Source organism: Pseudomonas sp. GW531-T4 (assembly GCF_017349615.1).
In the GTDB taxonomy this organism is placed as follows: domain Bacteria; phylum Pseudomonadota; class Gammaproteobacteria; order Pseudomonadales; family Pseudomonadaceae; genus Aquipseudomonas; species Aquipseudomonas chlororaphis_I.
The window spans coordinates 65,786-91,044 of the sequence record NZ_JACMZT010000021.1 but is presented as its reverse complement, the minus strand read 5'-3'; the positions used below and the strand labels follow the sequence as shown (position 1 = coordinate 91,044).

Annotated in this window: 26 protein-coding genes and 1 tRNA gene; 13 read left to right on the top strand and 14 right to left on the bottom strand. The window is 63.0% G+C overall.

Features of this window, described 5'->3' with window-relative positions:
* Positions 1-3: 3 nt before the first annotated feature.
* On the bottom strand, positions 4-759 hold the full coding sequence (locus tag J4D28_RS18140; RefSeq protein ID WP_009046513.1) for an ABC transporter substrate-binding protein: 756 nt from the start codon (positions 757-759) through the stop codon (positions 4-6).
* A gap of 13 nt (positions 760-772) precedes the next feature.
* Positions 773-1,546 carry an ABC transporter ATP-binding protein gene (locus J4D28_RS18135; protein ID WP_009046514.1) on the bottom strand — a complete coding sequence of 258 codons (774 nt, stop codon included), beginning with the start codon at positions 1,544-1,546 and terminating at the stop codon, positions 773-775.
* A 565-nt stretch (positions 1,547-2,111) separates the two neighbouring features.
* Between J4D28_RS18135 and gabP the strand changes: the two genes are divergently transcribed.
* Positions 2,112-3,509, top strand: a complete 1,398-nt coding sequence (gabP, locus tag J4D28_RS18130; protein ID WP_009046515.1) for a GABA permease — start codon at positions 2,112-2,114, stop codon at positions 3,507-3,509.
* A gap of 195 nt (positions 3,510-3,704) precedes the next feature.
* Here gabP and J4D28_RS18125 read toward each other — a convergent pair whose 3' ends face one another.
* Positions 3,705-4,103, bottom strand: coding sequence for a hypothetical protein (locus J4D28_RS18125; protein WP_009046516.1), 399 nt, complete (start codon positions 4,101-4,103; stop codon positions 3,705-3,707).
* 104 nt (positions 4,104-4,207) lie between these two features.
* Positions 4,208-5,173, bottom strand: coding sequence for an alpha/beta fold hydrolase (locus tag J4D28_RS18120; RefSeq protein WP_103331335.1), 966 nt, complete (start codon positions 5,171-5,173; stop codon positions 4,208-4,210).
* A gap of 349 nt (positions 5,174-5,522) precedes the next feature.
* On the opposite strand from J4D28_RS18120, the gene J4D28_RS18115 reads away from it, so the two are divergent.
* Complete coding sequence (locus J4D28_RS18115) at positions 5,523-5,981, top strand: hypothetical protein (protein ID WP_103331336.1); 459 nt, start codon at positions 5,523-5,525, stop codon at positions 5,979-5,981.
* Between the two features lie 87 nt (positions 5,982-6,068).
* On the opposite strand, the gene J4D28_RS18110 is transcribed toward J4D28_RS18115, so the two are convergent.
* From J4D28_RS18110 to J4D28_RS18090, 5 genes are all read right to left on the bottom strand, one after another.
* Positions 6,069-6,144: transfer RNA gene (locus J4D28_RS18110), tRNA-Phe, on the bottom strand.
* Between the two features lie 103 nt (positions 6,145-6,247).
* A complete protein-coding gene (locus J4D28_RS18105; protein ID WP_103331337.1) occupies positions 6,248-6,520 on the bottom strand; it encodes an oxidative damage protection protein in 273 nt (90 codons plus the stop codon).
* On the bottom strand, positions 6,517-7,584 hold the full coding sequence (gene mutY, locus J4D28_RS18100) for an A/G-specific adenine glycosylase (protein ID WP_023970061.1): 1,068 nt from the start codon (positions 7,582-7,584) through the stop codon (positions 6,517-6,519). Before mutY ends, J4D28_RS18105 begins: the two co-directional genes overlap by 4 nt.
* Positions 7,581-9,809 carry an AsmA family protein gene (locus J4D28_RS18095; RefSeq protein ID WP_103331338.1) on the bottom strand — a complete coding sequence of 743 codons (2,229 nt, stop codon included), beginning with the start codon at positions 9,807-9,809 and terminating at the stop codon, positions 7,581-7,583. Before J4D28_RS18095 ends, mutY begins: the two co-directional genes overlap by 4 nt.
* Positions 9,810-9,877: 68 nt before the next feature.
* Entirely contained in the window at positions 9,878-10,288 is a 411-nt protein-coding gene (locus J4D28_RS18090; RefSeq protein ID WP_009046521.1) for an acetyl-CoA sensor PanZ family protein, read from the bottom strand.
* A gap of 389 nt (positions 10,289-10,677) precedes the next feature.
* On the opposite strand from J4D28_RS18090, the gene J4D28_RS18085 reads away from it, so the two are divergent.
* The 7 genes from J4D28_RS18085 to J4D28_RS18055 all read left to right on the top strand — a co-directional run bounded on the left by J4D28_RS18085 (position 10,678) and on the right by J4D28_RS18055 (position 16,618).
* Positions 10,678-12,339 carry an OFA family MFS transporter gene (locus J4D28_RS18085; RefSeq protein ID WP_009046522.1) on the top strand — a complete coding sequence of 554 codons (1,662 nt, stop codon included), beginning with the start codon at positions 10,678-10,680 and terminating at the stop codon, positions 12,337-12,339.
* Between the two features lie 263 nt (positions 12,340-12,602).
* On the top strand, positions 12,603-13,196 hold the full coding sequence (gene hisB / locus J4D28_RS18080) for an imidazoleglycerol-phosphate dehydratase HisB (protein WP_007921806.1): 594 nt from the start codon (positions 12,603-12,605) through the stop codon (positions 13,194-13,196).
* Complete coding sequence (gene hisH, locus J4D28_RS18075) at positions 13,196-13,834, top strand: imidazole glycerol phosphate synthase subunit HisH (protein ID WP_009046523.1); 639 nt, start codon at positions 13,196-13,198, stop codon at positions 13,832-13,834. Before hisB ends, hisH begins: the two co-directional genes overlap by 1 nt.
* Entirely contained in the window at positions 13,835-14,098 is a 264-nt protein-coding gene (locus tag J4D28_RS18070) for a DUF2164 domain-containing protein (protein WP_009046524.1), read from the top strand.
* Positions 14,099-14,193: 95 nt separating this feature from the next.
* Positions 14,194-14,943: a 1-(5-phosphoribosyl)-5-[(5-phosphoribosylamino)methylideneamino]imidazole-4-carboxamide isomerase gene (hisA, locus tag J4D28_RS18065; RefSeq protein ID WP_009046525.1), complete on the top strand. Its 750-nt coding sequence runs from the start codon at positions 14,194-14,196 to the stop codon at positions 14,941-14,943.
* 85 nt (positions 14,944-15,028) lie between these two features.
* On the top strand, positions 15,029-15,799 hold the full coding sequence (hisF, locus tag J4D28_RS18060) for an imidazole glycerol phosphate synthase subunit HisF (protein WP_007921812.1): 771 nt from the start codon (positions 15,029-15,031) through the stop codon (positions 15,797-15,799).
* Positions 15,800-15,862: 63 nt separating this feature from the next.
* The gene (locus tag J4D28_RS18055) at positions 15,863-16,618 is read left to right on the top strand and encodes an ABC transporter substrate-binding protein (protein WP_009046527.1); all 756 of its coding nucleotides are present in this window, start codon (positions 15,863-15,865) and stop codon (positions 16,616-16,618) included.
* A gap of 72 nt (positions 16,619-16,690) precedes the next feature.
* Here J4D28_RS18055 and J4D28_RS18050 read toward each other — a convergent pair whose 3' ends face one another.
* The 4 genes from J4D28_RS18050 to gpmI form a co-directional block, all read right to left on the bottom strand.
* Complete coding sequence (locus J4D28_RS18050) at positions 16,691-17,449, bottom strand: divergent polysaccharide deacetylase family protein (RefSeq protein WP_103331339.1); 759 nt, start codon at positions 17,447-17,449, stop codon at positions 16,691-16,693.
* 166 nt (positions 17,450-17,615) lie between these two features.
* On the bottom strand, positions 17,616-18,926 hold the full coding sequence (locus J4D28_RS18045) for a S41 family peptidase (protein ID WP_009046529.1): 1,311 nt from the start codon (positions 18,924-18,926) through the stop codon (positions 17,616-17,618).
* Between the two features lie 31 nt (positions 18,927-18,957).
* Complete coding sequence (locus tag J4D28_RS18040; RefSeq protein WP_041985460.1) at positions 18,958-20,244, bottom strand: murein hydrolase activator EnvC; 1,287 nt, start codon at positions 20,242-20,244, stop codon at positions 18,958-18,960.
* 136 nt (positions 20,245-20,380) lie between these two features.
* On the bottom strand, positions 20,381-21,910 hold the full coding sequence (gene gpmI / locus J4D28_RS18035; protein WP_103331340.1) for a 2,3-bisphosphoglycerate-independent phosphoglycerate mutase: 1,530 nt from the start codon (positions 21,908-21,910) through the stop codon (positions 20,381-20,383).
* A 151-nt stretch (positions 21,911-22,061) separates the two neighbouring features.
* Here gpmI and J4D28_RS18030 point away from each other — a divergent pair, with 151 nt between their 5' ends.
* From J4D28_RS18030 to secB, 3 genes are read left to right on the top strand one after another with little or no spacing between them, the layout of a single operon-like run.
* A complete protein-coding gene (locus J4D28_RS18030; RefSeq protein WP_009046532.1) occupies positions 22,062-22,475 on the top strand; it encodes a rhodanese-like domain-containing protein in 414 nt (137 codons plus the stop codon).
* Position 22,476: 1 nt separating this feature from the next.
* Positions 22,477-22,731: a glutaredoxin 3 gene (gene grxC, locus J4D28_RS18025; protein WP_007930824.1), complete on the top strand. Its 255-nt coding sequence runs from the start codon at positions 22,477-22,479 to the stop codon at positions 22,729-22,731.
* A gap of 56 nt (positions 22,732-22,787) precedes the next feature.
* A complete protein-coding gene (gene secB / locus J4D28_RS18020) occupies positions 22,788-23,270 on the top strand; it encodes a protein-export chaperone SecB (RefSeq protein WP_009046533.1) in 483 nt (160 codons plus the stop codon).
* Positions 23,271-23,490: 220 nt separating this feature from the next.
* On the opposite strand, the gene trmL is transcribed toward secB, so the two are convergent.
* Entirely contained in the window at positions 23,491-23,946 is a 456-nt protein-coding gene (gene trmL, locus J4D28_RS18015; protein WP_007930832.1) for a tRNA (uridine(34)/cytosine(34)/5-carboxymethylaminomethyluridine(34)-2'-O)-methyltransferase TrmL, read from the bottom strand.
* On the opposite strand from trmL, the gene J4D28_RS18010 reads away from it, so the two are divergent.
* On the top strand, positions 23,945-24,385 hold the full coding sequence (locus J4D28_RS18010; protein WP_016702609.1) for a hypothetical protein: 441 nt from the start codon (positions 23,945-23,947) through the stop codon (positions 24,383-24,385). The two genes, trmL and J4D28_RS18010, sit on opposite strands and share 2 nt — an antisense overlap.
* Positions 24,386-25,259 lie beyond the last annotated feature (874 nt).

Genomic DNA, 25,259 nt, shown 5'->3' with positions numbered 1-25,259 from the left:
GTATCAGTAGATGCTGAACGGGAAGTACTTGTCGTTGATTTTCTTGTAGGTGCCGTCAGCCACGATTTCTTTCAGCGCGGCGTTGAGCTTCTCGCGGATCGGATCGTTCTTGCGCACGGCGATGCCGATCTTGTCGCTTTCTTCAACCGGATCGCCCTTGAACTCGTAAGGCTTGCCCGCTTCGCTTTTCAGCCACTCGTAGTTGACGTACTTGTCGGCCAGGATCGCGTCCAGGCGGCCGGAAGTCAGGTCGAGGAAGGCATTTTCCTGGGTGTCGTAGAGCTTGATGGTGATGTCGTCGCCCAGGTTGTCTTCCAGCCAGGTGCCGGCCAGGGTGGCACGCTGCGCACCGATGATCTTGCCCTTGAGGGAAGCCTTGTCGGTCTTGAAGTCGGCCTTGTCTTTAGGGGCGATGAACTGCAGCTTGTTGGAGTAGTACGGGTCGGTGAAGTCCACCGCCTGCTTGCGCTCGTCGGTGATCGACATCGAGGAGATCAGGAAGTCGAACTTCTTGGCGTTCAGGGCCGGGATGATGCCGTCCCAGTCGGAGGTGACCACTTCGCACTCGACCTTCATCTTGGCGCACAGGGCATCGCCGATGTCTTTGTCGAAGCCGACGACCTGGCCGCTGGCATCCTTGTTGTTGAACGGCGGGTAGGCCGCTTCGATGCCCATCTTCAGTTTGTCGGCGGCCATCGCATTGGCCGAGAACACCAGAGTGGCGGCAGCGGCCAGGAGGAATTTCTTATAGCTCTGCATGCGTGTTGCTCCGTTAGCGGTTGCTGGACATGAATTGTTTGCAGCGCGCCGAAAGCGGGTTCTCGAACACCTGCTGTGGCGATCCTTGCTCTTCCACCAGGCCCTGGTGCAGGAACACCACTTCACTGGAAACCTGACGGGCAAAGCTCATTTCGTGGGTGACCAGCAGCATGGTCCGGCCTTCTTCGGCCAGGGCGCGGATCACGTTGAGCACTTCCTGGACCATTTCCGGGTCCAGTGCCGAGGTCGGCTCGTCGAACAGGATGACTTTGGGCTGCATCGCCAGGGTGCGGGCAATGGCGGCGCGTTGCTGCTGGCCGCCGGAGAGCTGGGCCGGGTAGGCGTGGCGCTTGTCGGCGATGCCGACCTTGGCCAGCAGCGCCTCGGCCACTTCGATGGCTTCGGCCTTGCTCTGGCCGAGCACCCGGCGCGGGGCCTCGATGATGTTGTCGAGCACGCTCATGTGCGGCCAGAGGTTGAAGTTCTGGAACACGAAGCCGATTTCGCTGCGCAGGCGGTTGATCTGCTTGCCGTCGGCGGCGACCAGTTCGCCGTTCTTGGCGGCCTTGAGCTTGAGTTCTTCACCGGCCACCAGGATCTGGCCCTGGTGCGGGTTTTCCAGGAGGTTGATGCAACGCAGGAAGGTGGACTTGCCGGAACCGGAGGAACCCAGGATCGAGATCACATCGCCGTCGCGTGCGGTCAGCGAGACACCCTTGAGTACCTCCAGCGAGCCGTAGCGTTTGTGCAAGTTGCGGATTTCAAGCGCGGGCGTGGCCTCAGCCATGTGCGGTCCTCATGAGTTCATTGCGCTCCTGCTGGTAGCGGCTTTCCTGGCGAGGCGCCAACCTAGCATAGCGTTCGAATGACAGCCAACAGCGCTTCAGGGTGTAAGCAGACGGCGTGTGACAGGTTGTCGCATCGGCACAGCAGACTGTCGCCCCATCAACAACCGAACGCCCGTTTGAACCCTGTTCCCAGCGGGTGTCGCGTAAAAAAAGGCGCGATGGTGCCAGCTTTGGCCGGGTGTTGGAAGGGTAAAACGGCCAAAGGTTGCGTATCCGCCCTCTATTTGTGCGTCGCACACTTTTTGTGTGTGTTTCTGGTGCACTGGTTCGTTCTACAAATGGGTGGTGCGGTAACGTTCTGGCGCAAGGCCATTAATCTCAAGGACTTACGCTCATCCGCCGGTCGCCTTCGCAGGCCGCGCCGGCTGGGAGCCTGTAACATTTTGGCGCAAATCTTGCGTAAGAAATAAAGAACGCCCTGTTGGATTCTTTTTACGACTGCCTGTGTGAAAGGAAAAGCCAGACCGGGTGGACGCTTTCGCTTTCTTCGCAAAGGTAGTTTCAATGAGCAGTACGCAGACCTCCAATGACCTCGAACAGGGGCTCAAACCGCGGCATGTGACCATGCTGTCGATCGCCGGGGTAATCGGCGCCGGGCTGTTCGTCGGTTCCGGCCACGCCATCGCCGAAGCCGGCCCTGCCGTGCTGCTGGCCTATGCGGCCGCGGGCACCCTGGTGGTGCTGGTGATGCGCATGCTGGCCGAAATGGCCGTCGCCTCGCCGGACACGGGTTCCTTCTCGACTTATGCCGACCGTGCCATCGGCCACTGGGCCGGTTTCACCATCGGCTGGCTGTACTGGTGGTTCTGGGTGTTGGTGATTCCGCTGGAGGCCAACGCCGCCGCGACCATCCTGCATGCCTGGTTCCCCGACATCGCGATCTGGGCGTTCACCCTGGTGATCACTTTGCTGCTGACCGCGACCAACCTGTTCAGCGTGAAGAACTACGGTGAGTTCGAGTTCTGGTTCGCCCTGATCAAGGTCGTGGCGATCATCGGCTTCGTGGTGCTCGGCCTGTTGGCGATCTTCGGCCTGCTGCCGACCAGCAATGTCAGTGGCGTCTCGCACCTGTTCGATACCCAGGGCTTCCTCCCCAACGGCATGGGCGCGGTACTCGCCGCCATGCTGACCACCATGTTCTCGTTCATGGGCACCGAGATCGTCACCATCGCCGCCGCCGAATCGAAGAACCCGGGCCAGCAGATCAGCAAGGCCACCAACTCGGTGATCTGGCGGATCGGCCTGTTCTACCTGGTGTCGATCTTTATCGTCGTGTCGCTGGTGCCGTGGAACGACCCGAGCCTGGCCCAGGTCGGTTCCTACCAGACCGTGCTCGACCGCATGGGCATCCCCAACGCCAAGCTGATCGTCGACCTGGTGGTGCTGGTGGCGGTGACCAGCTGCCTGAACTCGGCGCTCTACACCGCCTCGCGCATGCTGTTCTCCCTGGGCAAGCGTGGCGACGCCCCGGCCGCTTCCAAGCGTACCAACAGCAGTGGCACGCCTTACTGGGCGGTGATCCTGTCTACCGCCGCGGCTTTCCTCGCGGTATTCGCCAACTATGTAGCGCCAGCCGCGGTGTTCAATTTCCTGCTGGCCAGCTCCGGCGCCATCGCCTTGCTGGTGTACCTGGTGATCGCGGTATCGCAACTGCGCATGCGCCAGAAGCGCACCGCGGCCGGCGAGAAGATCGCCTACCGCATGTGGCTGTTCCCGGGCCTGACCTACGCGGTGATTGTGTTCATCGTCGGGGTGCTGACCATCATGCTGTTCCAGGAAGGGCACCGCATGGAAATCATCGCCACCGGCCTGCTGAGCATCATCGTGATCGCGGCGGGCCTGCTGGTGGCGCGTCGGCGCAAGCTGGAGAAGCAGGCGGCTGGTGTATTGAGCCGCGCCTGAGTCTTTCCCGCTAAGCAAAAAGGCCGCTGTCAGCGATGACAGCGGCCTTTTTTATGGTCTGTACCGACGCTTTCGCGGGCAAGCCTCGCTCCTACGGATCACCTCCATCTGTAGGAGCGAGGCTTGCCCGCGATGACGATTGAACATTCGACGCAGCAGTGAGGGTCATGCAGCGGCTACAGATGGTGTTGAGCCTTATTTCTGCATCAGCGCTTCCGAGGCGGCCAGGTAAGCGGCCTGGAATTCCGGGCTTTCGATCCAGGCCAGGGCGCCGGCTTCGTCGGTTTCGGTGGACCACTGGCGGTACTCGATCAGGGCGGCAAGGATGAAGTCCATGGCGCCTTCCTCGCCTTCCTGCTCGTAGACGATCTCCAGCAGCGGGTCTTCCAGGAACGCCGCGCACATCGCCTGCTGGCTGGTCTTCTCGGCGTCGATCATCTTCTTGAACAGTTCGGTCAGGTCCACCGATTCAAAGTCGATGCGGTCGTCGTTCGGGTCCAGCTCCACCGGGGCGGCGTTGCGCTGGGTGCGGTTCTGCTTGGCCTTGGTTTTCGCCCGCTGGGCTCTTTTGTGTTGCTTGTTCGCAGATGCCATGGGCGTCGTACCTTTTGCGCAAATAGGAGGGCCGGGCATCGATACTGCGTCCGGCCTGGCTTTGAGGCGGCAGAGGATGCCAGTAAATGCGCCGCCTGGCACGCTCAACGGCTACCGCTGATCAGGCGTCCCGGCGCATCCATGGGCAACGCCGCGTGTTGCAGCCAGGCCAGGGCGATCGGCCACAGGCGGTCCTGGTAATGGCTGCGGAAAAACGCGAAGTGCCCGACTTCCTGCTCACCGATGTCCCGGGGCTCGATGCGCCAATGGCGGCGTTGGCTGGCCGTGAAATAGTCCAGCAGGCGCTCGATGGCCGGCACGGTGCCGTAAGGGTCGTCGCTGATGCTGATGGCCAGCAGCTGCGCCTTGACCCGGGCGAAGGGCAGCGCCGGGTCCCGGCGCGCCAGATGGCGCCCGCTGGGCCGGCGTTGATAGTGTGCGGTGGGCGTGGCCCAGTCGCGCACCACGCCGGCGGGGGTGTCCTCCAGCCAGCCCAGGCGCTTGCCGGGAAAATAGCCATAAATCGCCGTCAGCAGCGGCATCACGACATGCCATTTGCCCAGCATGCGCCAGCGGCTTTCCGGGGCGTAATCGCGCCAGTAGGCGAACTGCGCGCCCACGGTCACCACGCGGCGGATCAACTGCCCGGACGCCCCCAGCCCCGCCGCGCAACCGCCGAAGCTGTGTCCGACCACATCGATGGGCTGGCCGGGGAATTCCCGCTGTGCGCGTTGCAGCATGGCTTCGAAGTCCAGGCTGCCCCAGTCCGACCAGGATGCCTTCAACTTGCGCATCGAGGCCGGCCGCGACTCGCCGATGCCTCGGTAGTCATAGGTGATGACGTCGAAGCCATGGCTGAACAGGTAATCGGCGAACCGCGAGTAGTGCCGGCAGCGCACGGAAGTGGCGGCATTGATGATCACTACCGGGCGTGCCGGGTCCGGTTCGGCATGGCGCCAGGTGAAGCCGCCCAGGATGAAACCGTCGGCGGCGGGTTCACGGAAGGCCGTGCCGGGGCTGCTGGCGGTGCTGGCCGGGTGCAGGGACGAAGGCGGGGATTGCACGGTCATCGGCGCTATTCCTTTGCGGGCGAAAAGGCGTGTCGGCTCTTTTTGGGTGCAAGCATTAATAACCGCCTTGTCCGCGCCCTGGCAACCGGCGGAATCGGAATCGCTGCTAGGTACTTTTGGTTAAAAGCCTCACACCGAATCGATCTAAACAGCCCTAAATCGGGGCGTACACTGACTAACAAGGCCTGCGGGCAAGCCGCCTGACGGGCTTTTCATTCGAGCATCGCTTGCTGAAACGAGGCTGAGCCATTCGAGAGGAAAGGGGAGACCCGGACGCTACCGCGCTGGGGCCGGACTCTTGGCGGTGGCATCCCATTCAGTGGTTCGAGACGAACCGGGAGTGCTCATCATGAAATCCTTTTTTTCGTGTGTCGTAACAGGCGTTCTCGCGGCGTTCCTGTCCCTCGCGCCGTTCAGCGTACAGTCCGCCACCCCCAGCAACGAACCCATCGACCCGGCGGGCGTGCAGCTGGAGCCTCAACAGCAGAACGGCATTACCTATCTGGCCGGCGGTATCGGCCTGGACGAGTCGCGCGCGCTCTTGCAGACCAAGGGGTACAACCTGCACATGACCTTTTCCGTCGGCCCGGAAAACAAATACACCTCCGATGTCGACCTGGCGATCCAGAGCCCGCAAGGGCAATCGGTGCTGACCCTGAATCAGGTCGGCCCGATCGTCTTTGTGCAACTGCCGGCCGGCAAGTACCAGGTTATCGCCACCCGTGGCGGGCATACCGAGCGCAACACGGTGGATATGAAAGTGGCGGGCGTTCGCGACCTCAACCTGCATTGGAATGAAGGTTATTGAACGAGGAGGAGGGGTTGAGACAAGTGCCAGTTAATCGCAGGCAATAAAAAACCCCTGAATCTTGTGATTCAGGGGTTTCGGTATTAGTGGTGCCCAGAGACGGAATCGAACCGCCGACACGGGGATTTTCAATCCCCTGCTCTACCGACTGAGCTATCTGGGCAACGGGGCGCATTAAACGGGTTTTTCGGGGGGGCGTCAAGCAAGTTTTGAAAAAAAGTTTAATTATTACCGCCGCTTACGTTCCCACCCCGATTTGCAGGCAATTACTCGGACGGCGGCACGTGGCCGTCGGCCTTGGCGTATTCCTCGCCGGAGAAGAACTTGTCCATCTCGCCCTGCAGGTATTTGCGGTCTTCGGCGTTCATCATGTTCAGGCGTTTTTCGTTGATCAGCAGGGTCTGGTGTTTCTGCCAGTCGGCCCAGGCCTTGGCGGACACGTGCTCGAAGATCTCCTGGCCCTTGGCGCCCGGATACGGAGGGCGCTCCAGGCCTGGCAGCTCTTCTTTGTACTTGCGGCACATCACGGTGCGGGTCATTGCAACTCTCCTGCGTTCAATACGTCGGCCGCGCGTTTGAGCAGTTTTTTCACCGGGGCGGCAAGGCCCAGGCGCGGCGGGGTGGCGAGGTTATACCAGAGCCAGTCGGCCTCGGCCACGTGATGGGCGGATGCCTGGACCTGCACCAGCCAGGGCTCGATGGCCAGCTGGAAGTGACTGAAGGTGTGCACCAGCCCGGCCATTGCCTGTTGCTTGCCCAGCTCCAGCGAGTGCTGCGAAGCCAGGTGTTCCAGGTCCGCCAGGTCGTCCAGCTCGGGCAGGCTCCACAAACCGCCCCACAGGCCGCTGGAGGGCCGGCGGTACAGCAAAATGGCACCTTCATGGTTGGCCAGCATCGGCATCAGCGTGCGTTTCTGTGGCACTTCCTTGCGCGGCTTGGGGATCGGGTAGCGGGTTTCCAGGCCCAGCATGTGCGCTTCGCAGCCTCTTTCCAGGGGGCACAGCAGGCAGCTGGGTTTGCTTCGGGTGCAGAGGGTGGCGCCCAGGTCCATCATCGCCTGGGTGTAGTGGTTCACCCGGGTCTGCGGGGTGAAACGCTCGGCCGCGGCCCACAGCTGCCTGGCCACCTTGGGTTCGCCCGGGTAGCCCTCCTGCGCGGTAAAGCGCGCCAGCACCCGCTTGACGTTGCCGTCGAGGATTGGCGCGCGCAGGCCCATGCTGATGCTGGCGATGGCGCCAGCGGTGGATAGGCCGATGCCCGGCAGCTCGGTGAGTTTTTCCACGTCGCGGGGAAACTCGCCGCCGTACTCGGCGACCACGATCTTCGCGGTCTTTTGCAGGTTGCGCGCGCGGGTGTAGTAGCCCAGGCCGGTCCACAGGTGCAGCACTTCGTCTTCCGGCGCGGCGGCCAGGGCCTGGACCGTCGGCAGCGAGGCCATGAAGCGGTCGAAGTAGTTGAGCACGGTGCTGACCTGGGTCTGCTGCAACATGATTTCCGAGACCCATACCCGGTACGGGTTGATCTCCTGCTGCCAGGGCAGGTCGTGGCGGCCATGGCGGTCGTACCAGTCCAGTACCGCCGGTGCGAACTGCTCGGCCCTCATCGTTTGAACAGCCCTTTGAGTGCGTTTTTCAGTTCCGGGCTGACCTTGTCGCCGAGTTTTTCATCGAGTTTTTCGCTGAGGCGATCGCCGGCCAGCTTGGCCGCGACCTGGCCCAGGCCGTCGCGGTCCAGGCGGCAGGCCTTGGCGCCCAGTTCCAGCGGGCCACGGCAGCGCAGCGGCAGTTCGATGCCGACAAAACGTTCGCCGACCTGGCAGGCCGGGTCCGGCATGTCGCTCTTGTCGCCTTCGACGATGATGCCGACGCGGTAATCCATGCCCAGTACGCGCAGGTCGATGTCGCCGTTGCCTTTGACGCTCATGCCCGGGATGCGCACCTTCAGGTCCGGGTTGCTGGCCACGCCGTTACGCAGGGTCAGGCTGCCCTTGAGTTCCTGGAAGGGTGTGTCCTTGCCCCGCGGTTCGCTGCTCAGGGCCTTGCGGTTCAGCGTGGCGATGCCCTGGCACACCTGCTGTTCGAGGTTGGCATTGAGCAGCACGCCGTTGTTGACGACGAAGCTGGCGTTGCCGTTGAGGCTGTCGACCAGCGCCTTCTGGCTGTTGCCGCTGCTGGTCAGGTTGCTGTCGAGGGTCACCAGGCCCTTGACCGGCGGGTTCTGCCCCTGGCTTTCCAGGATGCGCTCCACCGGTACCCGGTTGATCCTGGTCTGCAGGCTCAGCTGTGGTGTCGGCTGACGTACGTCGAGGTTGCCGCTGGCCTCGAAGCTGCCGTTGTACAGCTCGCCGCGCAGGCCTTCGAGTTTCAGCAGGCCGCCCTGGCCGTTGGCCTTGAGCGTGGCGTTCTGGATCGGCAGCTTGTCCAGGGTCAGTTGGCCGAAGCTCAGGTCGGCGTCCACATCCAGCTTGCTCAGGCGCTCCACCGGCAGCAGGCGCTCGGTGCTCCAGGCGCCCTTGGTCGGCGCGTCCGGCAGCGGCGAGTTGCCGGCCCCGGCGACGGCGCTGGCTTCGCTGCTCTGCACTTCGGCCTTGCGCGCCACCGCGGCGCTGTTGGCTTCGGCGGACTTCGGCGGCAGGTAGCGGTCGACGTTGAAGGTGTCGGCCTTGAGCTGGGCGCGCAGCGATTGCTTGGCCAGGTCTTCGACCGCCAGGCGGCCGCTGAAGCTGCTGTCGTCGAGTTTCAGGTTGATGTTTTCCAGGGCGATGCTGTTCGGCGTGGCGGACAGGCGGCTGACCAGCTCGACCTTGCTCAGGCTGCCTTCGGCCATGGCCGGCAGGGTCTGGCCGATGCTGTCGACGAACTTGGCCAGGTCGAACTGGGCGATGGAGATACCGCCGTTGAGCTGCGGGGTCTTGTCCAGGTCGTGGACCTTGAGCTCGCCGATGGCGCGCAGCTGGTTGAGCGAGAGCTTCAGGCTGTTCCATTCGGCAACGTTGGCGGCCTGGTCCAGCAGCAGCTGGCCCTGGGCGGCGAAGGTCAGGGTCTTGCCTTGCAGCGGATCGCCGGCAGCTTCGCCGGACAGCTTCATGTCTTCGAACTGATAGCGCTTGAGCACGCGGTCGAAGCGCAGCTCGCCCTTCAACTCGGTGCGTACGCGCACGGCCGGCTGGGTGCTGGCGAGGAAGGCGGTGAGCTTGACCGGGGTATTGGTCGCTTCGTGGATCGGGCCGGTGCTCAGCTGGATGCTTTCGGCGGTGAACTGCTTGCCGCTCTGTTCGTCGTTGTATTCCACCCGGGCGTTGTTCACGGTCAGGCTATCGATATCCAGGCGGATCGGCTGCGCCGGTTTTTCCGGGCTGGCCGGGGTCGCGGCAGTGGTTTCGCCGGTGCTGGTGGCCGGGGTTGCAGCCTGCTTGTCGGCGGGGGCGACCTTGCCGATGTCTTCCCAGTTGCCGTGCCCGTCCTTGTTGCGGGTCAGGCGCAGGTTCAGGCCTTCGACGCGCACATCGCTCATCTGCACTTCGCGGCGCAGCAGCGGCAGCACGCGGACCGACAGGCCGAGCATTTGCAGGTCGGCGAACGGCTGGGTCGGGTTGGCCAGGGTGGCGACGCCGGCTTCATGCAGTTCGAGGCCGAGCCAGGGGAACAGGCTCCAGCCGATATTGCCATTGAGCGTCAGCTCGATGTGGGCCTTGTCGCGGGCTATCTGGCGAATTTCTTCTTTGTAGTCGTTGGGATCAAACAGGTGAGTCAGGGCGAAGCCGAGAGCCACGATGATCAGCAACAGCCCGAGAAGTACCAGACCCAGGATTTTGCCGAACGCTTTCATGGGCGAGTCCTTGTAGTGTCGAATTCGAATTTAGCCAGGGAGTATAACGCCCCGGGCCTGGCCACTGGTCACTGATCGCTTTGCAGCACATCCAGCGGTATCTGCAGCTTGGCCGCCAGCGCCTGGGCTTCGAGGTGCCCGGTGGGTGCCAGCAGGTGCAAGGTGGCGTCATGCCGGGCGGCCATTTTCTGTGCTTCGCTCACCAGTCGCTCAGCCACGCCGCGACGCCGGGTGATCTTGCGCACGCACAACTGGGACAGGTGCCAGACGCCTGGGTGCCGTTGCAGGCGGGCGGCGCCCAGCAGGCGGTCGTTGAAGCGCCCGGCGATCAGGCTGCCGTCGCCCAGGGCGGTTTCGATCAGCTCCTGGTCATCGCGCTGCGGCGCGAACAGCCAGGGCGGGGCATCGCGGTAGATCTTCTGCAGGTCCTGCTGATCCTGATAGCTGGCTTGTTTCAGCGACTCGACAACGATGGGCATGGGGGATCCTGTGCAGAGCGAAGGAATGGCTGGCCATTATCGACAGCAGCGCGCGGGCTGGCGAGGGGCAGGCATCGTGCAGGCTTCTATAGGCGCGAGGCTTGCCCGCGAAGCGTTCTGCCTGACACACCGCATAACGCCCATCGCCGGCAAGCCTGGCTCCTACAGAAGCGTTATTGCCGTGTTGCGGAGCAGATGATGCGGAAAAGGTGATGGCAGTTTGCTTTTTCTGTCACGAGCAAATGGTAATCTCTCGCAGTTCATCTGCCCTTCTGCGACCAAAAGTCGCACTCTATGGAGCTTCACTCGATAAAACGGCCACGTCTGCGTGCAAAGGTCGTGGGTGGAGAGTGGCCGGCGAATAATTCCAATAATTGGGGGAAACACTCATGAGCACTAGCACCGAGGCGGGCGTCATTGCCGCCCAGCCGGCGTTCTTGTCCAAAGAACGCATCATCGCCAAGCCCGGTTTCAACCGTTGGCTGGTTCCACCGGCCGCTCTGGCCATCCACCTGTGCATCGGCATGGCCTACGGCTTCTCGGTGTTCTGGTTGCCGCTGTCCAAGGCCCTGGGCGTTACCGCTCCGCTGGCCTGCGCCCCGGACATGAGCTTTATCGCTCAGGTCTTTTCGTCCCAGTGTGACTGGCCGATCTCGATGCTCGGCTGGATCTACACCCTGTTCTTCATCTTCCTCGGCTGCTCCGCGGCGGTCTGGGGCGGCTGGCTGGAACACGCCGGCCCGCGCAAGGCCGGTGTGGTGTCGGCGCTGTGCTGGTGCGGCGGCCTGCTGATTTCGGCGCTGGGTATCTATACCCACCAGATCTGGCTGATGTGGCTCGGCTCCGGCGTGATCGGCGGTATCGGCCTGGGCCTGGGCTACATCTCGCCGGTGTCGACCCTGATCAAGTGGTTCCCGGACAAGCGCGGCATGGCCACCGGCATGGCGATCATGGGCTTCGGCGGTGGCGCGATGGTCGGTGCGCCGCTGGCGGCGGCACTGATGAGTCACTTCGCTTCGCCAACCGGTGTTGGCGTCTGGCAGAGCTTCCTGGTGATGGCGGCGATCTACTTCGTGTTCATGATCGGTGGCGCGCTGTCGTACCGCGTGCCGCCGACCGGCTGGAAGCCCGAGGGCTGGACTCCGCCGGCGAAAAAAGCCGCGAACGCGATGATCACCCACCGTCACGTGCATGTGAACGTGGCCTGGAAAACCCCGCAGTTCCGCCTGGTATGGCTGGTGCTGTGCCTGAACGTTTCCGCCGGTATCGGCATCCTCGGCATGGCTTCGCCGCTGTTGCAGGAAGTCTTCGCCGGCAAGCTGCTGGGCAACGAGCTGGCCTTCGGTCAGCTGGATGCTTCGCAGCTGGCGGCGATCGCGGCGATCGCCGCCGGCTTCACCGGCCTGCTGAGCCTGTTCAATATCGGTGGTCGTTTCTTCTGGGCCTCGTTCTCAGACTACCTGGGCCGCAAGAACACTTACTTCGTGTTCTTCGCCTTGGGCTTTGCCCTGTATGCGCTGATCCCGAACCTGGGGCATCTGGGCAACGTCGCGCTGTTCGTGGCGGCGTTCTGCATCATCCTGTCGATGTACGGCGGCGGTTTCGCCACGGTTCCGGCCTACCTGGCGGACCTGTTCGGCACCCAGATGGTGGGCGCGATCCACGGTCGTCTGCTCACCGCCTGGGCGGCGGCAGGCGTGCTTGGCCCGGTGCTGGTGAACTACCTGCGTGAGTATCAGTTGAGCATCGGTGTCGAGCGCGCCGCGGCCTACGACATCACCCTGTACATCCTCGCCGGCCTGCTGGTGCTGGGTTTCCTGTGCAACCTGCTGGTGCGTCCGGTGGCCGACAAGTACTTCATGACCGACGCCGAGCTGGCCGCCGAACAGGCGCTGGGCCATGACAAGGGCGCGGACAGCAGCACCGTGCTGGAATGGAAAGCCTCGTCCGGCAGCGTGCCGCTGGCGGTCGCCGCCTGGCTGGTGGTGGGCATTCCGCTGGCGTGGGGCGTGTGGGTCACCCTGCAGAAGACCGCGGTGTTGTTCCACTAAGGCTTCGCTGGCAAGGATGTAGCCGCTGCCGAAGGCTGCGATAAGGTCCGCAGGACCTTCAGCGATTTCAGGATCGCCACGGCCATTCCGGCCGATCGCAGCCTGTGGCAGTGGCTACAGGTTGCATATTGCTTGTCATGACAGGTACAACCCCGGCTTTATTGGGTTGCGCCCGTCAGGATCTTGTCCTGCGTGTTCCTGTTTAGCCGCCGTCCGGCCTATAATGATCGCCTTTTTCGCCCAATGATTTTGCGGAGCTGGTGATGGCCGAACGTAAGGCGTCCGTCGAGCGCGACACTCTGGAAACCCAGATCAAAGCCTCGATCAACCTGGATGGCACCGGAAAGGCCCGATTCGATATCGGGGTTCCCTTCCTTGAGCACATGCTGGACCAGATCGCCCGTCACGGGCTGATCGACCTGGATATCGAAAGCAAAGGCGACCTGCATATCGACGACCACCACACTGTGGAAGACGTCGGTATCACCCTGGGTCAGGCCTTCACCAAAGCCATCGGCGACAAGAAGGGCATCCGTCGCTACGGCCACGCCTACGTGCCGCTCGATGAAGCGCTGTCGCGCGTGGTGATCGACTTCTCCGGCCGTCCTGGCCTGCAGATGCATGTGCCTTATACCCGCGCCACCGTGGGCGGCTTCGATGTCGACCTGTTCCAGGAATTCTTCCAGGGCTTCGTCAACCACGCCAACGTCACCCTGCACATCGACAACCTGCGTGGGCACAACACCCACCACCAGATCGAAACCGTGTTCAAGGCTTTCGGCCGCGCGCTGCGCATGGCCGTGGAGCTGGATGACCGCATGGCCGGGCAGATGCCTTCGACCAAGGGCGTGCTGTAATGCAGACGGTCGCGGTTATCGATTACGGCATGGGCAACCTGCACTCGGTGGCCAAGGCCCTCGAGCACGTCGGCGCCGGCAAGGTGCTGATCACCAGCGATGCCAATGTGATTCGCGAAGCCGACCGGGTGGTATTTCCCGGCGTCGGCGCGATTCGCGACTGCATGGCGGAGATCCGTCGCCTGGGCTTCGACGCGCTGGTACGTGAAGTCAGCCAGGACCGTCCGTTCCTCGGCATCTGCGTGGGCATGCAAGCCTTGCTCGACCACAGCGAAGAGAACGACGGCGTCGACTGCATCGGCCTGTTCCCCGGCCAGGTGAAGTTCTTCGGCAAAGACCTGCATGAAGACGGCGAACACCTGAAAGTCCCGCACATGGGCTGGAACGAAGTGAAACAGGCGGTGAGCCACCCGCTGTGGCACAACATCCCGGACCTGGCGCGCTTCTACTTTGTGCACAGCTACTACATCGCCGCCGGCAACGCGCGGCAGGTGGTCGGTAGCGGTCACTACGGCGTTGATTTCGCCGCGGCGCTGGCCGAAGGTTCGCGTTTCGCCGTGCAGTTCCACCCGGAGAAAAGCCATACCCATGGCCTGCAATTGCTGCAGAACTTCGCAGCGTGGGACGGTCGCTGGTAAATGGCGGTCAAGAAGGCTAAAGCGCCGATCCTGACCCTCACCCCCGAGCAGGAGAGTGAGGCCAATCACAAGATCCAGCGCTTCATGGAAGATCGCTTCGAGCTCGACCTGGGCTCGTTCGAGGCAGCCGAGATTCTTGAACTGTTTACCCGCGAAATTGCTCCGCACTATTACAACAGGGCGATTTTCGATGTGCAGACCCAGCTCAAAGAGCGGTTCGAAAGCATCGAAAGCGACCTGTGGGCGCTCGAGAAAAGCAGCTGAAAGCTTCGAGCTTCAAGCTGTAAGAGAGAAACATACACACGCATGCTGGCAGCTTGTGGCTTGCAGCTTGCAGCTCTTTTTACGAAGGAAAAAGCATGCTGATTATCCCCGCTATCGATCTTAAAGACGGTGCCTGTGTACGTCTGCGCCAGGGCCGCATGGAAGATTCCACGGTGTTCTCCGATGACCCGGTGAGCATGGCTGCCAAGTGGGTGGAGGGCGGCTGCCGCCGTCTGCATCTGGTCGACCTGAACGGCGCCTTCGAAGGCCAGCCGGTCAACGGTGAAGTGGTCACCGCCATCGCCAAGCGCTACCCGAACCTGCCGATCCAGATCGGTGGCGGCATCCGCTCGCTGGAAACCATCGAGCACTACGTCAAGGCCGGCGTGAGCTACGTGATCATCGGCACCAAGGCGGTGAAGGAGCCGGAGTTCGTCGCCGAAGCCTGCCGCGCCTTCCCGGGCAAGGTGATCGTCGGCCTGGACGCCAAGGACGGCTTCGTCGCCACCGACGGCTGGGCCGAGGTCAGCAGCGTGCAGGTCATCGACCTGGCCAAGCGCTTCGAAGCCGACGGCGTGTCCGCCATCGTTTATACCGACATCGCCAAAGACGGCATGATGCAGGGCTGCAACGTACCCTTCACCGCTGCCCTGGCCGCTGCCACCAAAATCCCGGTGATCGCTTCCGGCGGTATCCACAACCTGGGCGACATCAAGGCCCTGCTGGACGCCAAGGCGCCGGGGATCATCGGCGCCATCACTGGCCGCGCGATTTATGAGGGCACTCTGGATGTGGCTGAGGCTCAGGCCTTTTGTGATGGCTACGCGGCCAGCTCCAAGTCGTAAGCTGCAAGCTGCAAGTTAAGAGCGTGAACGCGATCCGCTCTTTCTTGCAGCTTGAAGCTTGAAGCTTGCAACTCGAGGATTAACCATGGCTTTAGCCAAACGCATAATTCCCTGCCTCGATGTCGACAACGGCCGGGTGGTCAAGGGCGTCAAGTTCGAGAACATCCGTGACGCCGGCGACCCGGTGGAAATCGCCCGTCGCTACGATGAGCAGGGCGCGGACGAGATTACCTTTCTCGACATCACTGCCAGCGTCGATGGCCGTGACACCACGCTGCATACCGTCGAACGCATGGCCAGCCAAGTGTTCATCCCGCTGACCGTCGGCGGTGGCGTGCGTACCGTGCAGGACATCCGCAACCTGCTCAACGCCGGTGCGGACAAGGTCTCGATCAACACCGCGGCGGTGTTCAACCCCGAGTTCGTCGGCGAAGCGGCGCAGCATTTCGGCTCGCAGTGCATCGTCGTCGCCATCGATGCTAAGAAGGTGTCCGGGCCGGGCGAAACCCCGCGCTGGGAGATCTTCACCCACGGCGGGCGCAAGCCTACCGGGCTGGACGCGGTGGAGTGGGCGAAGAAGATGGAAGGCCTGGGCGCCGGCGAAATCCTGCTGACGAGCATGGACCAGGACGGCATGAAGAACGGCTTCGACCTGGGTGTAACCCGCGCCATCAGCGACGCCCTGGGCATTCCGGTGATCGCCTCGGGCGGTGTCGGCAACCTGCAACACTTGGCCGACGGCATCCTCGAAGGCCACGCCAGCGCGGTGCTGGCGGCGAGCATCTTCCACTTCGGCGAGTACACCGTGCCCGAGGCCAAGGCCTACATGGCACACCGCGGTATCGTCGTAAGATAGCCACTGGACAGCATGGCGGGCTCGCGGCACTCTGGAGCACGCCATGGATTCCGGTAGCCCGTCATGTTCAAACGTCTTCTTCTTGTTCTTGCCAGCGCTTCGGTTCTCTTCGCCGCAAGCGCTCGCGCAGCGCAAACGCCGGACACCTCCCTGGTGCTGCTGACGGAAAACTTCCCCCCCTACAACATGGCCAGGAACGGCAAGAACTTCGCCCAGGGCGAGAATATCAACGGCATCGCCGTGGATATCGTCCGCGAAATGTTCAAGCGCGCCGGGATCAACTACAGCCTGACCCTGCGCTTTCCCTGGGAGCGCATCTACAAGCTCGCCCTGGAGCAGCCGGGGTATGGCGTGTTTGTCACGGCGCGGCTGCCGGACCGGGAGCCGCTGTTCAAATGGGTCGGCCCCATCGGCCCGGATGACTGGATCCTGCTGGCCCGGGACGACAGCAAGATCGCCCTGCAATCCCTGGAGCAGGCGCGCAAATACCGGATCGGCGCCTACAAGGGCGACGCCATCGCCGAGACCCTGGCCAAGCAAGGGCTCAAGCCGCAGGTAGTGCTGAAGGACCAGGACAACGCCAGGAAGCTGGTCGGCGGCCAGATCGATCTATGGGCCACCGGCGACCCCGCCGGGCGTTACCTGGCCAGGCAGGAAGGCGTGACCGGGCTCAAGACCGTGCTGCGCTTCCACAGCGCCCAGCTGTACCTGGCGCTGAACAAAGAAGTGCCGGACGAGACCGTCGCCCGGCTGCAGGCCGCGCTGGACCAACTGCGCGAGGAAGGCGTGGTGGAAGAGATCATGGGGCGCTACCTGTAGAAGGGCAGCCGCAAGCTGCAAGCTTGGAGCTGCAAGTCGCTTGAGGCTTGCAGCTTGCCACTTGCAGCTGTTTCAGCGGTAAACCCCATCCTTGCCGTGCCCAACCATCGCCCTGTTGCTGCGCACGCTGATCATCAACTCGATATCGATCCAGTCGATGCCCTGGGCCTTGAGCCTGGGCAGTTCGCGTTCGAGCACGGCCAGGGTCTGCGGGTAGGGATGGCCGATCATCACCGCCGAACCCTGCTTGCGCGCCAGGTTTATCGCGGTCTGCAACTGGTGGCTGATGGCGTCTTCGGTGCGTTCGTCGTCGAGGAACACATCGCGGGATACGCTGGCCAGGCCGATTTTCTGTGCTTCGGCGGCAGCCACGGTCTTGGCGCTGGTGCGGCTGTCGACAAAGAACTTGTGGCGCCGCTGCAGTTCGGCCATCAGCCAGGCCATGGCCTGGGGCTGGGAGGTCATGCGGCTGCCCATGTGGTTGTTGATGCCACTGGTGTAGGGCACGGCCTTGAAGGCGGCATTGAGGCGTCTTTCCAGCTCTTCGATGGGCAGATCGGGGTGCCAGGCGAAGGGGCCGGTGGCCGGGTCCATGGGCATGTGCAGGATGACGATCTTACCGGCGCGATGGGCTTCGCGGGCGAACTCGGCGGCGTGGGGCGTGTCGGGCATGATCGCCGTGGTCACCGGGCCGGGCAGGGCGAGTACGCGGCGATCGCGGGGCAGGTTCTGCCCGAGATCGTCGATGATCAGGCTCAGGTAGGCCTTGCGCGCAGCGGGCTCGGCGGCCTGGGTCGAGGTGAAGGCGAGAAGGCACAGAAGTCCGATCATGAGCCTCCACGACAACCGTGGGTGGGGTTGGCGTTGGTGGGTCATGGGGATTTGCAGCATAGGGTTCGGGTAGGGCCTTGGCGGGGTGTGGCGATCATGATGACGCCATCGCGAGCAAGCTTCGCTCCTACAGAGGAGGCGGAGGGCTTGCTCGCGATGGGTTCCATCACTTGCTGCGGGTGATGCTCAAGCCCTTGAGCAGGCTGAGGGCCTGGGCCAGCTGGTAGTCGTCGTCCTGCGGCATCGGCTTGGGCTTGCTGCCGGAAGCGGTCGGCTTGTCGGCGCCGCCGTTGCCATTGCCCAGGTGACCTTGCAGGTCGGCTTCCTTGAAGTACTCGTTGTCCTGCGCCTCGTTGGTGATCTTGGCGCGGCGCACCTCGATGTCCGGCACGATGCCCTGGGCCTGGATCGAGCGGCCGTTCGGGGTGAAGTACAGCGCGGTGGTGATCTTCAGCGCACGGTCGTTGTTCAGCGGCAGCACGGTTTGCACCGAGCCCTTGCCGAAGCTGGTGGTGCCCATCAGCACCGCGCGTTTCTGGTCCTGCAGGGCGCCAGCGACGATCTCCGAAGCCGAGGCGCTGCCACCGTTGATCAGCACCACCATCGGTACCGCTTCGCTTTCGTCCTTGCCAGTGGCGGAGAAGCGCAGCTCGGAGTTGGCGATGCGGCCCTTGGTGTAGACGATCAGGCCCTTGGTGATGAAGTGGTCGACCACTTCCACCGCCGATTGCAGCACGCCGCCCGGGTTGTTGCGCAGGTCGAGGATGATGCCGTTGAGCTTCTTGCCGTTGTCCTTGCGCAGCTTGGCCAGGGCCTTGGACACTTCCTCGCCGGTCTTGACCTGGAACTGGGTGATGCGGATGTAGCCGTAGCCCGACTCCAGCAGCTGGCTCTTCACGCTCTTCACCTGGATGGTGGCGCGGGCCAGGGTCACGTCGAACGGCGCGCCGCCGTCGCGGACCAGGGTCAGGGTGATCTTCTGGCCGATCTTGCCGCGCATCTTGTCCACGGCTTCGGTCATGCTCTGGCCGCGGGTCGGCTGGCCGTTGATCTTGACGATCAGGTCGCCGGCCTGGATGCCGGCCTTGGACGCCGGGGTGTCGTCGATCGGCGACACCACCTTGATGATGCCGTCCTCGGCGCCGACTTCGATGCCCAGGCCGCCGAACTCGCCGCTGGTGCTTTCCTGCAGCTCGGCGAAGTCTTCAGGGCCCAGGTAGGCCGAATGCGGGTCGAGGTTGCTGAGCATGCCCTTGATGGCGTTTTCCAGCAGGGTCTTGTCGTCGACGGGTTCGACATAGGCGGCCTTGATCCGGTCCATGACCTCGGCGAAGGTGCGCAGCTCTTCGAGCGGCAATGGCGCCTTGGTGGTCGTGGCGGCTGTCGATTGAGCGGTTTCGGCGGCAAACGCCAGGGGCGCACCGATCACCAGAGCGATCGTCAGGGCCAGCGAGGTGAGGCGGGACAAATGCAGCATGTCGAACGAACTCCTGAATGAGATGGCGCGCTTATCCTTGCGCGCGGCACCATTGTGCCGGGTCGCTTGGGCGACCCTGCTGGCGAATAGCGAAGTACAGTGCAGGCGCGCCCTGGCCGCCACTGCTACCCACAGTGGAGATGGACTCGCCGGCCTTGACCACATCGCCTGCTTCTTTAAGCAGCGTCTGGTTGTGTCCGTAGAGGCTCAAGTAGCCGTTGCCATGGTCGAGGATCACCAGCAGGCCGGCGCCGCGCAACCAGTCGGCGAACACGACGCGGCCGCCGTGGACGGCATGCACCTGGCTGCCGGCCGAGGCGCTGATCATCACCCCGTCCCACTTGGTCCGGGCATCGTCGCCACGGCTTTCGCCGAAGCGCGCCAGCAGTCGACCATCAACCGGCCATGGAAGTTTTCCCCGGGATGAAGCAAAAGGGCCTCCATAGGAGGCGCCTGCGCTGGAAACCAAGGGGCCGGGCGCCGCTCGGGGCGGCTTGCGCGGGCTGTCGTCGGCACTGGCCTGGGCCTCACGCAAACGCTTTTTTTCGGCTTCCTGCTGGGCGATCAGCGCTTTCTGTCGCGCTTGCTCTGCCTCGCGGGCCTGGCGGGCCAGGGTTTCCTCGATGGTTTTCAGCACCTTGCCCAGGTCGGCCTGGTCCTGTTCGCGGGCCTTGAGCTTGTCGCCACGGGCCTTCACGTCGTCATTGAGCTTGGCCAGGGCCACCTGGCGTTCCTTGCGGACCTTGTCGAGCTCTTCGCGCTGGGTGTCGAGGCTGCTTTTCTGCACCAGCAGCTGGGCTTGCTGCAGGGAGATTTCCTTTTCGACATTGGCCAGCTGGCGCAGGGTCTCGTTGAAATTCTTCAGCTGCTCCAGGCGGGCCTGGCTCAGGTAGTCGTAATAGGTCAGGGTGCGGGCGAATTTTTCCGGGTTCTGCTGGTTGAGCAGCAGCTTGAGGTACTCCTGACGGCCGTTCTGGTAGGCCGCGCGGGCCTGGATGGCGATCAGTCGTTGCTGTTCAATGCGCGCGCTCTGGAGTTTTTTTTTCTCCTCATCGAGACGCTGCAGCTCGGATTCGCTTTTCTTCAGCTCTTTCTGCAGGGCATCGACCTGCTTTTCCAGCTTGCCCATCTCGGTTTCGGTGCCGCGCAGGTCTTTCTGCACGCCGGACTTTTCTTCCTGCAGCTTGCCCAGCAGCTTTTTCAGCTCGGCAATGTCCTGACGCGTGGCGTCCAACTGCTGTTGGGTTTGCGCGCGCTCGTCGGCGAAGGCCGGTTGGAGCAGGCAGATCAGAGCTAGGGTAATCAGGGCGCGAAGCATAGAGGCGGGCGACACCAGGGAAAGGGACGGCCTAGTATGCCCGCCCCTCGCTGCAAAAAAAACGCCTCAAAGCCAACTGCTTTGAGGCGTTCGTCATAAAAAGCCGTTTCCGGCCCATTATTCGGACTGTTTGATATCAGACCAGTATCGAAGTGCCAGTCATTTCCGCAGGCTGCGGCAGGCCCAGCAACTTGAGCATGGTCGGCGCCACGTCAGCCAGGACTCCGCCTTCGCGGACTTTCAGGTTGCGCTTGCCAACATAGATGAACGGCACCGGCTCGCTGGTGTGGGCGGTGTGGGCCTGGCCGGTGGCGGCGTCGGACATCTGCTCGACGTTGCCGTGGTCGGCGGTGATCAGGGCTTCGCCGCCGACCTTTTCCAGGGCCTCGACGATCCGGCCGACGCACAGGTCCAGGCATTCAACGGCCTTGACCGCCGCGTCGAACACGCCGCTGTGGCCGACCATGTCGCCGTTGGCGTAGTTGACCACGATCACGTCGTAGCGCTGGTTTTCGATGGCGTCGACGATCCGGTCGGTGACTTCCGGCGCACTCATTTCCGGCTGCAGGTCGTAGGTGGCGACTTTCGGCGACGGGATCAGGATGCGTTCTTCGCCCGGGAACGGCTCTTCGCGGCCACCGGAGAAGAAAAAGGTCACGTGGGCGTATTTCTCGGTTTCGGCGATGCGCAGCTGGGTCTTGCCGTTTTTCGCCAGGTAATCGCCCAGCACGTTTTCCAGGCTGCCCGGGGCAAAGGCCGAAGGGGCCGGAATGCTCGCCGCGTATTGGGTCAGCATGACGAAACCGGCCAGTTTCGGCTGGCGGGCGCGGGCGAATTCCTTGAAATCGTCTTCGACGAACACCCGGCTCAGCTCGCGGGCGCGGTCGGCGCGGAAGTTCATGAACACCACGGCGTCGCCGTCTTCGACCTTCACCGGCTCGCCGAGGGTGGTGGCCTTGACGAATTCGTCGCTCTCGCCACGCTCGTAGGCGGCCTGCAGGCCTTCCTGGGCGGTGGCGGCGTTGAATTCGCCGTTGCCGTCGACGATCAGGTTGTAGGCCTGGGCCACGCGGTCCCAGCGGTTGTCGCGGTCCATGGCGAAGTAGCGGCCGATCAGGCTGGCGATACGGCCCTTGCCCAGGGTCTTGAAGGTTTCATCCAGCAGCTCGATCGACGAGGCGGCGCTTTTCGGCGGGGTGTCGCGGCCGTCGAGGAAGGCGTGCAGGTAGATCTTCTCGGCGCCGCGCTTGAAGGCCAGTTCGGCCATGGCCACCAGGTGGTCCTGGTGGCTGTGCACGCCACCGTCGGACAGCAGGCCGAGGATGTGCACGGCCTTGTCGGCGGCCACGGCTTTATCCACGGCGGCGCAGATGGTCGGGTTTTCGAAGAACTCGCCATCGCGGATGGCTTTGGTGACACGGGTGAAATCCTGGTACACCACGCGGCCGGCGCCGAGGTTCATGTGGCCGACTTCGGAGTTGCCCATCTGGCCGTCCGGCAGGCCGACATCCATGCCCGAACCCGAGATCAGGCCATTCGGCACGCTGGCGTACAGGCGGTCGAGGACCGGCTTCTTGGCCGCATAGATAGCGTTGGATTCGTGGCTCTCGCTGTGACCGAAGCCATCCAGAATCATCAGGACCAAAGGTTTAGGCGTGGTAGTCATAGATTCCACTCGTGGCTGGATTGGGAGAATGTTGGAAAAAGGGAGTGGCAGTTTAAAGCGAAGTTCCGGTGGCGTCACCGCCGGGCGGGGTTTGGCCGACCCGGAGGGCTGTGTATACTGGCCGACATTTTAACGCCCTGGAACCTCCTTGATGGTTGCTCACCTGATTCAATTCGCCACTGAACACTACTTGCTCGTCGGCGCCTTCGTCATCTTGCTGGCTCTGTTGATCGCTCACGAGTTGAGCCGCGGTGGCCGCAGCCTCAGCACCCGTGAACTGACCGCGCTGGTCAACAGCGAGCAGGGCGTGGTGATCGATATCCGTCCGTCCAAGGACTTCGCCGCGGGCCATATCGTCGGCGCGTTGAACATCCCTCAAGACAAACTGGCCGCCCGCGTGGGCGAGCTGGAAAAGCACAAGGCCAAGACCATCATTCTGGTCGACGCCCTGGGTCAGCACGCCGGCACCCACGCTCGCGAGCTGATGAAGTCCGGCTTCACCGCCGCCAAGCTGTCCGGTGGCGTTGGCAGCTGGAAAGCCGACAACCTGCCGCTGGTGAAGTGATATGGCCGCCGTCGTCGTCTATTCCAGCGATTACTGCCCCTACTGCTCGCGGGCCAAGTACCTGCTCGAGAACAAAGGCGTAGCCTTCGAAGAGATCAAGGTCGACGGCAAGCCGCAGGTTCGCGCCGAAATGGCCCAGAAGGCCGGGCGCACGTCCGTGCCGCAGATCTGGATCGGCAGCACCCATGTGGGCGGTTGTGACGATTTATTCGCCCTGGAGCGCGCCGGCAAGCTCGACGCACTGCTCGCGGCCTGACTGACCACCCAAGATCAGCAAACCCTACATGACCCCGAGATCAAGAAGGATCTGAGATGACTGACCAACAGAACACCGCTGCGACCGAAGACGAATCCGCACCGCAATTCTCGCTGCAGCGTATCTATGTGCGTGACCTGTCTTTCGAAGCTCCGAAAAGCCCGGCGATCTTCCGCCAGCAGTGGGAGCCGAGCGTCGGCCTGGACCTGAACACCCGTCAGAAGGCGCTGGAAGAAGGTTTCCACGAAGTCGTGCTGACCCTGTCGGTCACCGTGAAGAATGGTGAAGAAGTAGCGTTCATCGCCGAAGTGCAACAGGCCGGTATCTTCCTGATCAAGAACCTGGACGACGCTTCGATGAGCCACACCCTGGGCGCGTTCTGCCCGAACATCCTGTTCCCGTACGCTCGCGAAGCGCTGGACAGCCTGGTGACCCGCGGTTCGTTCCCGGCCCTGATGCTGGCTCCGGTGAACTTCGACGCGCTGTACGCACAAGAGCTGCAACGCCTGCAGGCAGCTGGTGAAGGCACTGTTCAATAAGCTGCTGGGTTCCATGAAAAAAGCGCCGTTTCAGGCGCTTTTTTCATGTTTGGGCCCAGGGTTTCGAGACTGATGTCGATACCCGGCGCCGAACCTGTAGCCGCTGCCGAAGGCTGCGATCACCGCCGAAGGAGGCGCAAGGCCTTGAGAACGCTGAAGGCCTTCGGCCTTATCGCAGCCTGCGGCAGCGGCTACAGGGAGTGGCGCGGAAGTGGGTGGCTTATTTGAACCCCAGCTGGCGCCAGGCTTCGTAGACGGCCACCGCCACGGTGTTGGACAGGTTCAGGCTACGGCAGCCTTCACGCATGGGCAGGCGCAGGCGTTGTTCGGCGGGCAGGGCGTCCAGCACTTCGGCGGGCAGGCCGCGGCTTTCCGGGCCGAACAGGAAGGCGTCGCCCTCGGCGAAGCTGGCGTCGTGGAACGGTCGCGAGCCCTTGGTGGTGAAGGCGAACAGGCGCGGATGGCCTAGGCTTTCAAGACAGCTGGCGAGGTCGGCATGGCGCTGCAAGGTGGCATATTCGTGGTAGTCGAGGCCGGCCCGGCGCAGGCGCTTGTCGTCCATTTCGAAACCCAGTGGCTCGATCAAATGCAGGTGGCAGCCGCTATTGGCGCACAGCCTGATTACGTTGCCGGTATTCGGCGGAATTTCTGGTTGAAAAAGGATGACGTGAAACATGCACGGCTCCGAAGAAAAAGACAGGCCGCATTCTACGCCTGAAGCGGACGTCAGGCCGAAGCTAATGCTGCGGGTGTTCGGCTCGCTGGCGATCTTTGGCGTGATGGTGGGGCTGATGATCGGTCGCCTGACCACTCCGGACCCCACCGAGCTGCAGGAAGTGCAGGTCCAGCCCAATGCCCTGGTGGTGTGGTTCAACAACGAGCCCAAGGTTCATGGCGAGCACATCGACGGGGCGGTGGCGCTGCTGTTCGAAGCCGAGGGGCGGGCGCAGAAGGGCCAGTTGAAGATCAACGACAAGGATGCCAACTGGCGGGTGCGGACGACTGAGGAAGGGTTGCTGCTGAACGTGGTCGCCGCGCGGGCGCTGCACGGCGAGTGGTCGGGCAGCGAGGTCGACGGGCGCTGGCGCCTGGAGCTCCAGCTGCGCGAGGAATAAAAGAGGGGATTCCCGGCCTGCCTGTACCAAGGTCCCCAAAAGCGTGAGGGCGGGGCGCTGATTGCGCCGGGCCCGGTGTAAAGAGGGGAAGCCCCGGCCTGCCTGTACCAAGGTTCCCAAAAGCGTGAGGGCCGCGCTGATCGCGCTGGGCCCGGTGTAAAGAGGGAATCCCCGGCCTGCCTGTACCAAGGTTCCCGAAACGGGTAGGGCTCGTCGCTGTGAGCGTGATGAGCCCGGGTGTTAAAGAGGGAATCCCCGGCCTGCCTGTACCAAGGTTCCCGAAACGGGTGGGGCTCGTCGCTGAGAGCGTGATGAGCCCGGGGTTAAAGAGAGAATCCCTGGCCTGCCTGTACCAGGGTTCCCCAAACCGGCTGGAACCCGTCGCTGCGAGCGGTAGGGGTTCCGGGTGTAAAGAAGGGGAGTCTCGGCCTGCCTGTACCAAGGTCCCCAAAACGGGTGAGTGACTGCACTCGTGATCTTGTCTTTGCAGGGGGCGTGCCAATTCTGGCTTAAACGGTTAAGCGAATTTTCAAGAAATGCTGAAAGCCCCGGTTTACGGGGCTTTCGTCGTTCTGTGGATTTGTTCTGGCGAGAAATATCGAGGTCGCCCGTGGTGAAACCCCAGGTCTGTTCGCGCATTTCGGCAGTGCAGGCTCACCATTGCGGTGCACGAAAAGCATCGCGGGCAAGCCTCGCTCCTACAGAAGCCGTGTCGGGCGCAATTGCCGCAAACGACCTGAATCTGTAGGAGCGAGGCTTGCCCGCGATTGGCCCTGTCATTCGGCACAGCACGAATACCTTGCACTGTAGCCGCTGCCGAAGGCTGCGATCGCGACCGAAGGGCGCGCAGGATCTCAAGATCGCTGAAGGCCTT

Excerpts from the sequence above, each read along its gene's own strand:
- gabP (WP_009046515.1), top strand. The coding sequence starts at position 2,112 with ATGAGCAGTACGCAGACCTCCAATGACCTCGAACAGGGGCTCAAACCG.
- J4D28_RS18040 (WP_041985460.1), bottom strand. The coding sequence starts at position 20,244 with ATGCTTCGCGCCCTGATTACCCTAGCTCTGATCTGCCTGCTCCAACCG.
- J4D28_RS18095 (WP_103331338.1), bottom strand. The coding sequence starts at position 9,809 with ATGAAAGCGTTCGGCAAAATCCTGGGTCTGGTACTTCTCGGGCTGTTG.
- gpmI (WP_103331340.1), bottom strand. The coding sequence starts at position 21,910 with ATGACTACCACGCCTAAACCTTTGGTCCTGATGATTCTGGATGGCTTC.
- J4D28_RS18010 (WP_016702609.1), top strand. The coding sequence starts at position 23,945 with ATGCACGGCTCCGAAGAAAAAGACAGGCCGCATTCTACGCCTGAAGCG.
- hisH (WP_009046523.1), top strand. The coding sequence starts at position 13,196 with ATGCAGACGGTCGCGGTTATCGATTACGGCATGGGCAACCTGCACTCG.
- J4D28_RS18140 (WP_009046513.1), bottom strand. The coding sequence starts at position 759 with ATGCAGAGCTATAAGAAATTCCTCCTGGCCGCTGCCGCCACTCTGGTG.
- J4D28_RS18055 (WP_009046527.1), top strand. The coding sequence starts at position 15,863 with ATGTTCAAACGTCTTCTTCTTGTTCTTGCCAGCGCTTCGGTTCTCTTC.
- J4D28_RS18090 (WP_009046521.1), bottom strand. The coding sequence starts at position 10,288 with ATGCCCATCGTTGTCGAGTCGCTGAAACAAGCCAGCTATCAGGATCAG.
- J4D28_RS18125 (WP_009046516.1), bottom strand. The coding sequence starts at position 4,103 with ATGGCATCTGCGAACAAGCAACACAAAAGAGCCCAGCGGGCGAAAACC.
- J4D28_RS18050 (WP_103331339.1), bottom strand. The coding sequence starts at position 17,449 with ATGATCGGACTTCTGTGCCTTCTCGCCTTCACCTCGACCCAGGCCGCC.
- J4D28_RS18085 (WP_009046522.1), top strand. The coding sequence starts at position 10,678 with ATGAGCACTAGCACCGAGGCGGGCGTCATTGCCGCCCAGCCGGCGTTC.
- J4D28_RS18105 (WP_103331337.1), bottom strand. The coding sequence starts at position 6,520 with ATGACCCGCACCGTGATGTGCCGCAAGTACAAAGAAGAGCTGCCAGGC.
- J4D28_RS18070 (WP_009046524.1), top strand. The coding sequence starts at position 13,835 with ATGGCGGTCAAGAAGGCTAAAGCGCCGATCCTGACCCTCACCCCCGAG.
- J4D28_RS18115 (WP_103331336.1), top strand. The coding sequence starts at position 5,523 with ATGAAATCCTTTTTTTCGTGTGTCGTAACAGGCGTTCTCGCGGCGTTC.
- grxC (WP_007930824.1), top strand. The coding sequence starts at position 22,477 with ATGGCCGCCGTCGTCGTCTATTCCAGCGATTACTGCCCCTACTGCTCG.
- mutY (WP_023970061.1), bottom strand. The coding sequence starts at position 7,584 with ATGAGGGCCGAGCAGTTCGCACCGGCGGTACTGGACTGGTACGACCGC.
- J4D28_RS18135 (WP_009046514.1), bottom strand. The coding sequence starts at position 1,546 with ATGGCTGAGGCCACGCCCGCGCTTGAAATCCGCAACTTGCACAAACGC.
- J4D28_RS18045 (WP_009046529.1), bottom strand. The coding sequence starts at position 18,926 with ATGCTGCATTTGTCCCGCCTCACCTCGCTGGCCCTGACGATCGCTCTG.
- J4D28_RS18120 (WP_103331335.1), bottom strand. The coding sequence starts at position 5,173 with ATGACCGTGCAATCCCCGCCTTCGTCCCTGCACCCGGCCAGCACCGCC.
- hisF (WP_007921812.1), top strand. The coding sequence starts at position 15,029 with ATGGCTTTAGCCAAACGCATAATTCCCTGCCTCGATGTCGACAACGGC.
- secB (WP_009046533.1), top strand. The coding sequence starts at position 22,788 with ATGACTGACCAACAGAACACCGCTGCGACCGAAGACGAATCCGCACCG.
- hisA (WP_009046525.1), top strand. The coding sequence starts at position 14,194 with ATGCTGATTATCCCCGCTATCGATCTTAAAGACGGTGCCTGTGTACGT.
- trmL (WP_007930832.1), bottom strand. The coding sequence starts at position 23,946 with ATGTTTCACGTCATCCTTTTTCAACCAGAAATTCCGCCGAATACCGGC.
- J4D28_RS18030 (WP_009046532.1), top strand. The coding sequence starts at position 22,062 with ATGGTTGCTCACCTGATTCAATTCGCCACTGAACACTACTTGCTCGTC.
- hisB (WP_007921806.1), top strand. The coding sequence starts at position 12,603 with ATGGCCGAACGTAAGGCGTCCGTCGAGCGCGACACTCTGGAAACCCAG.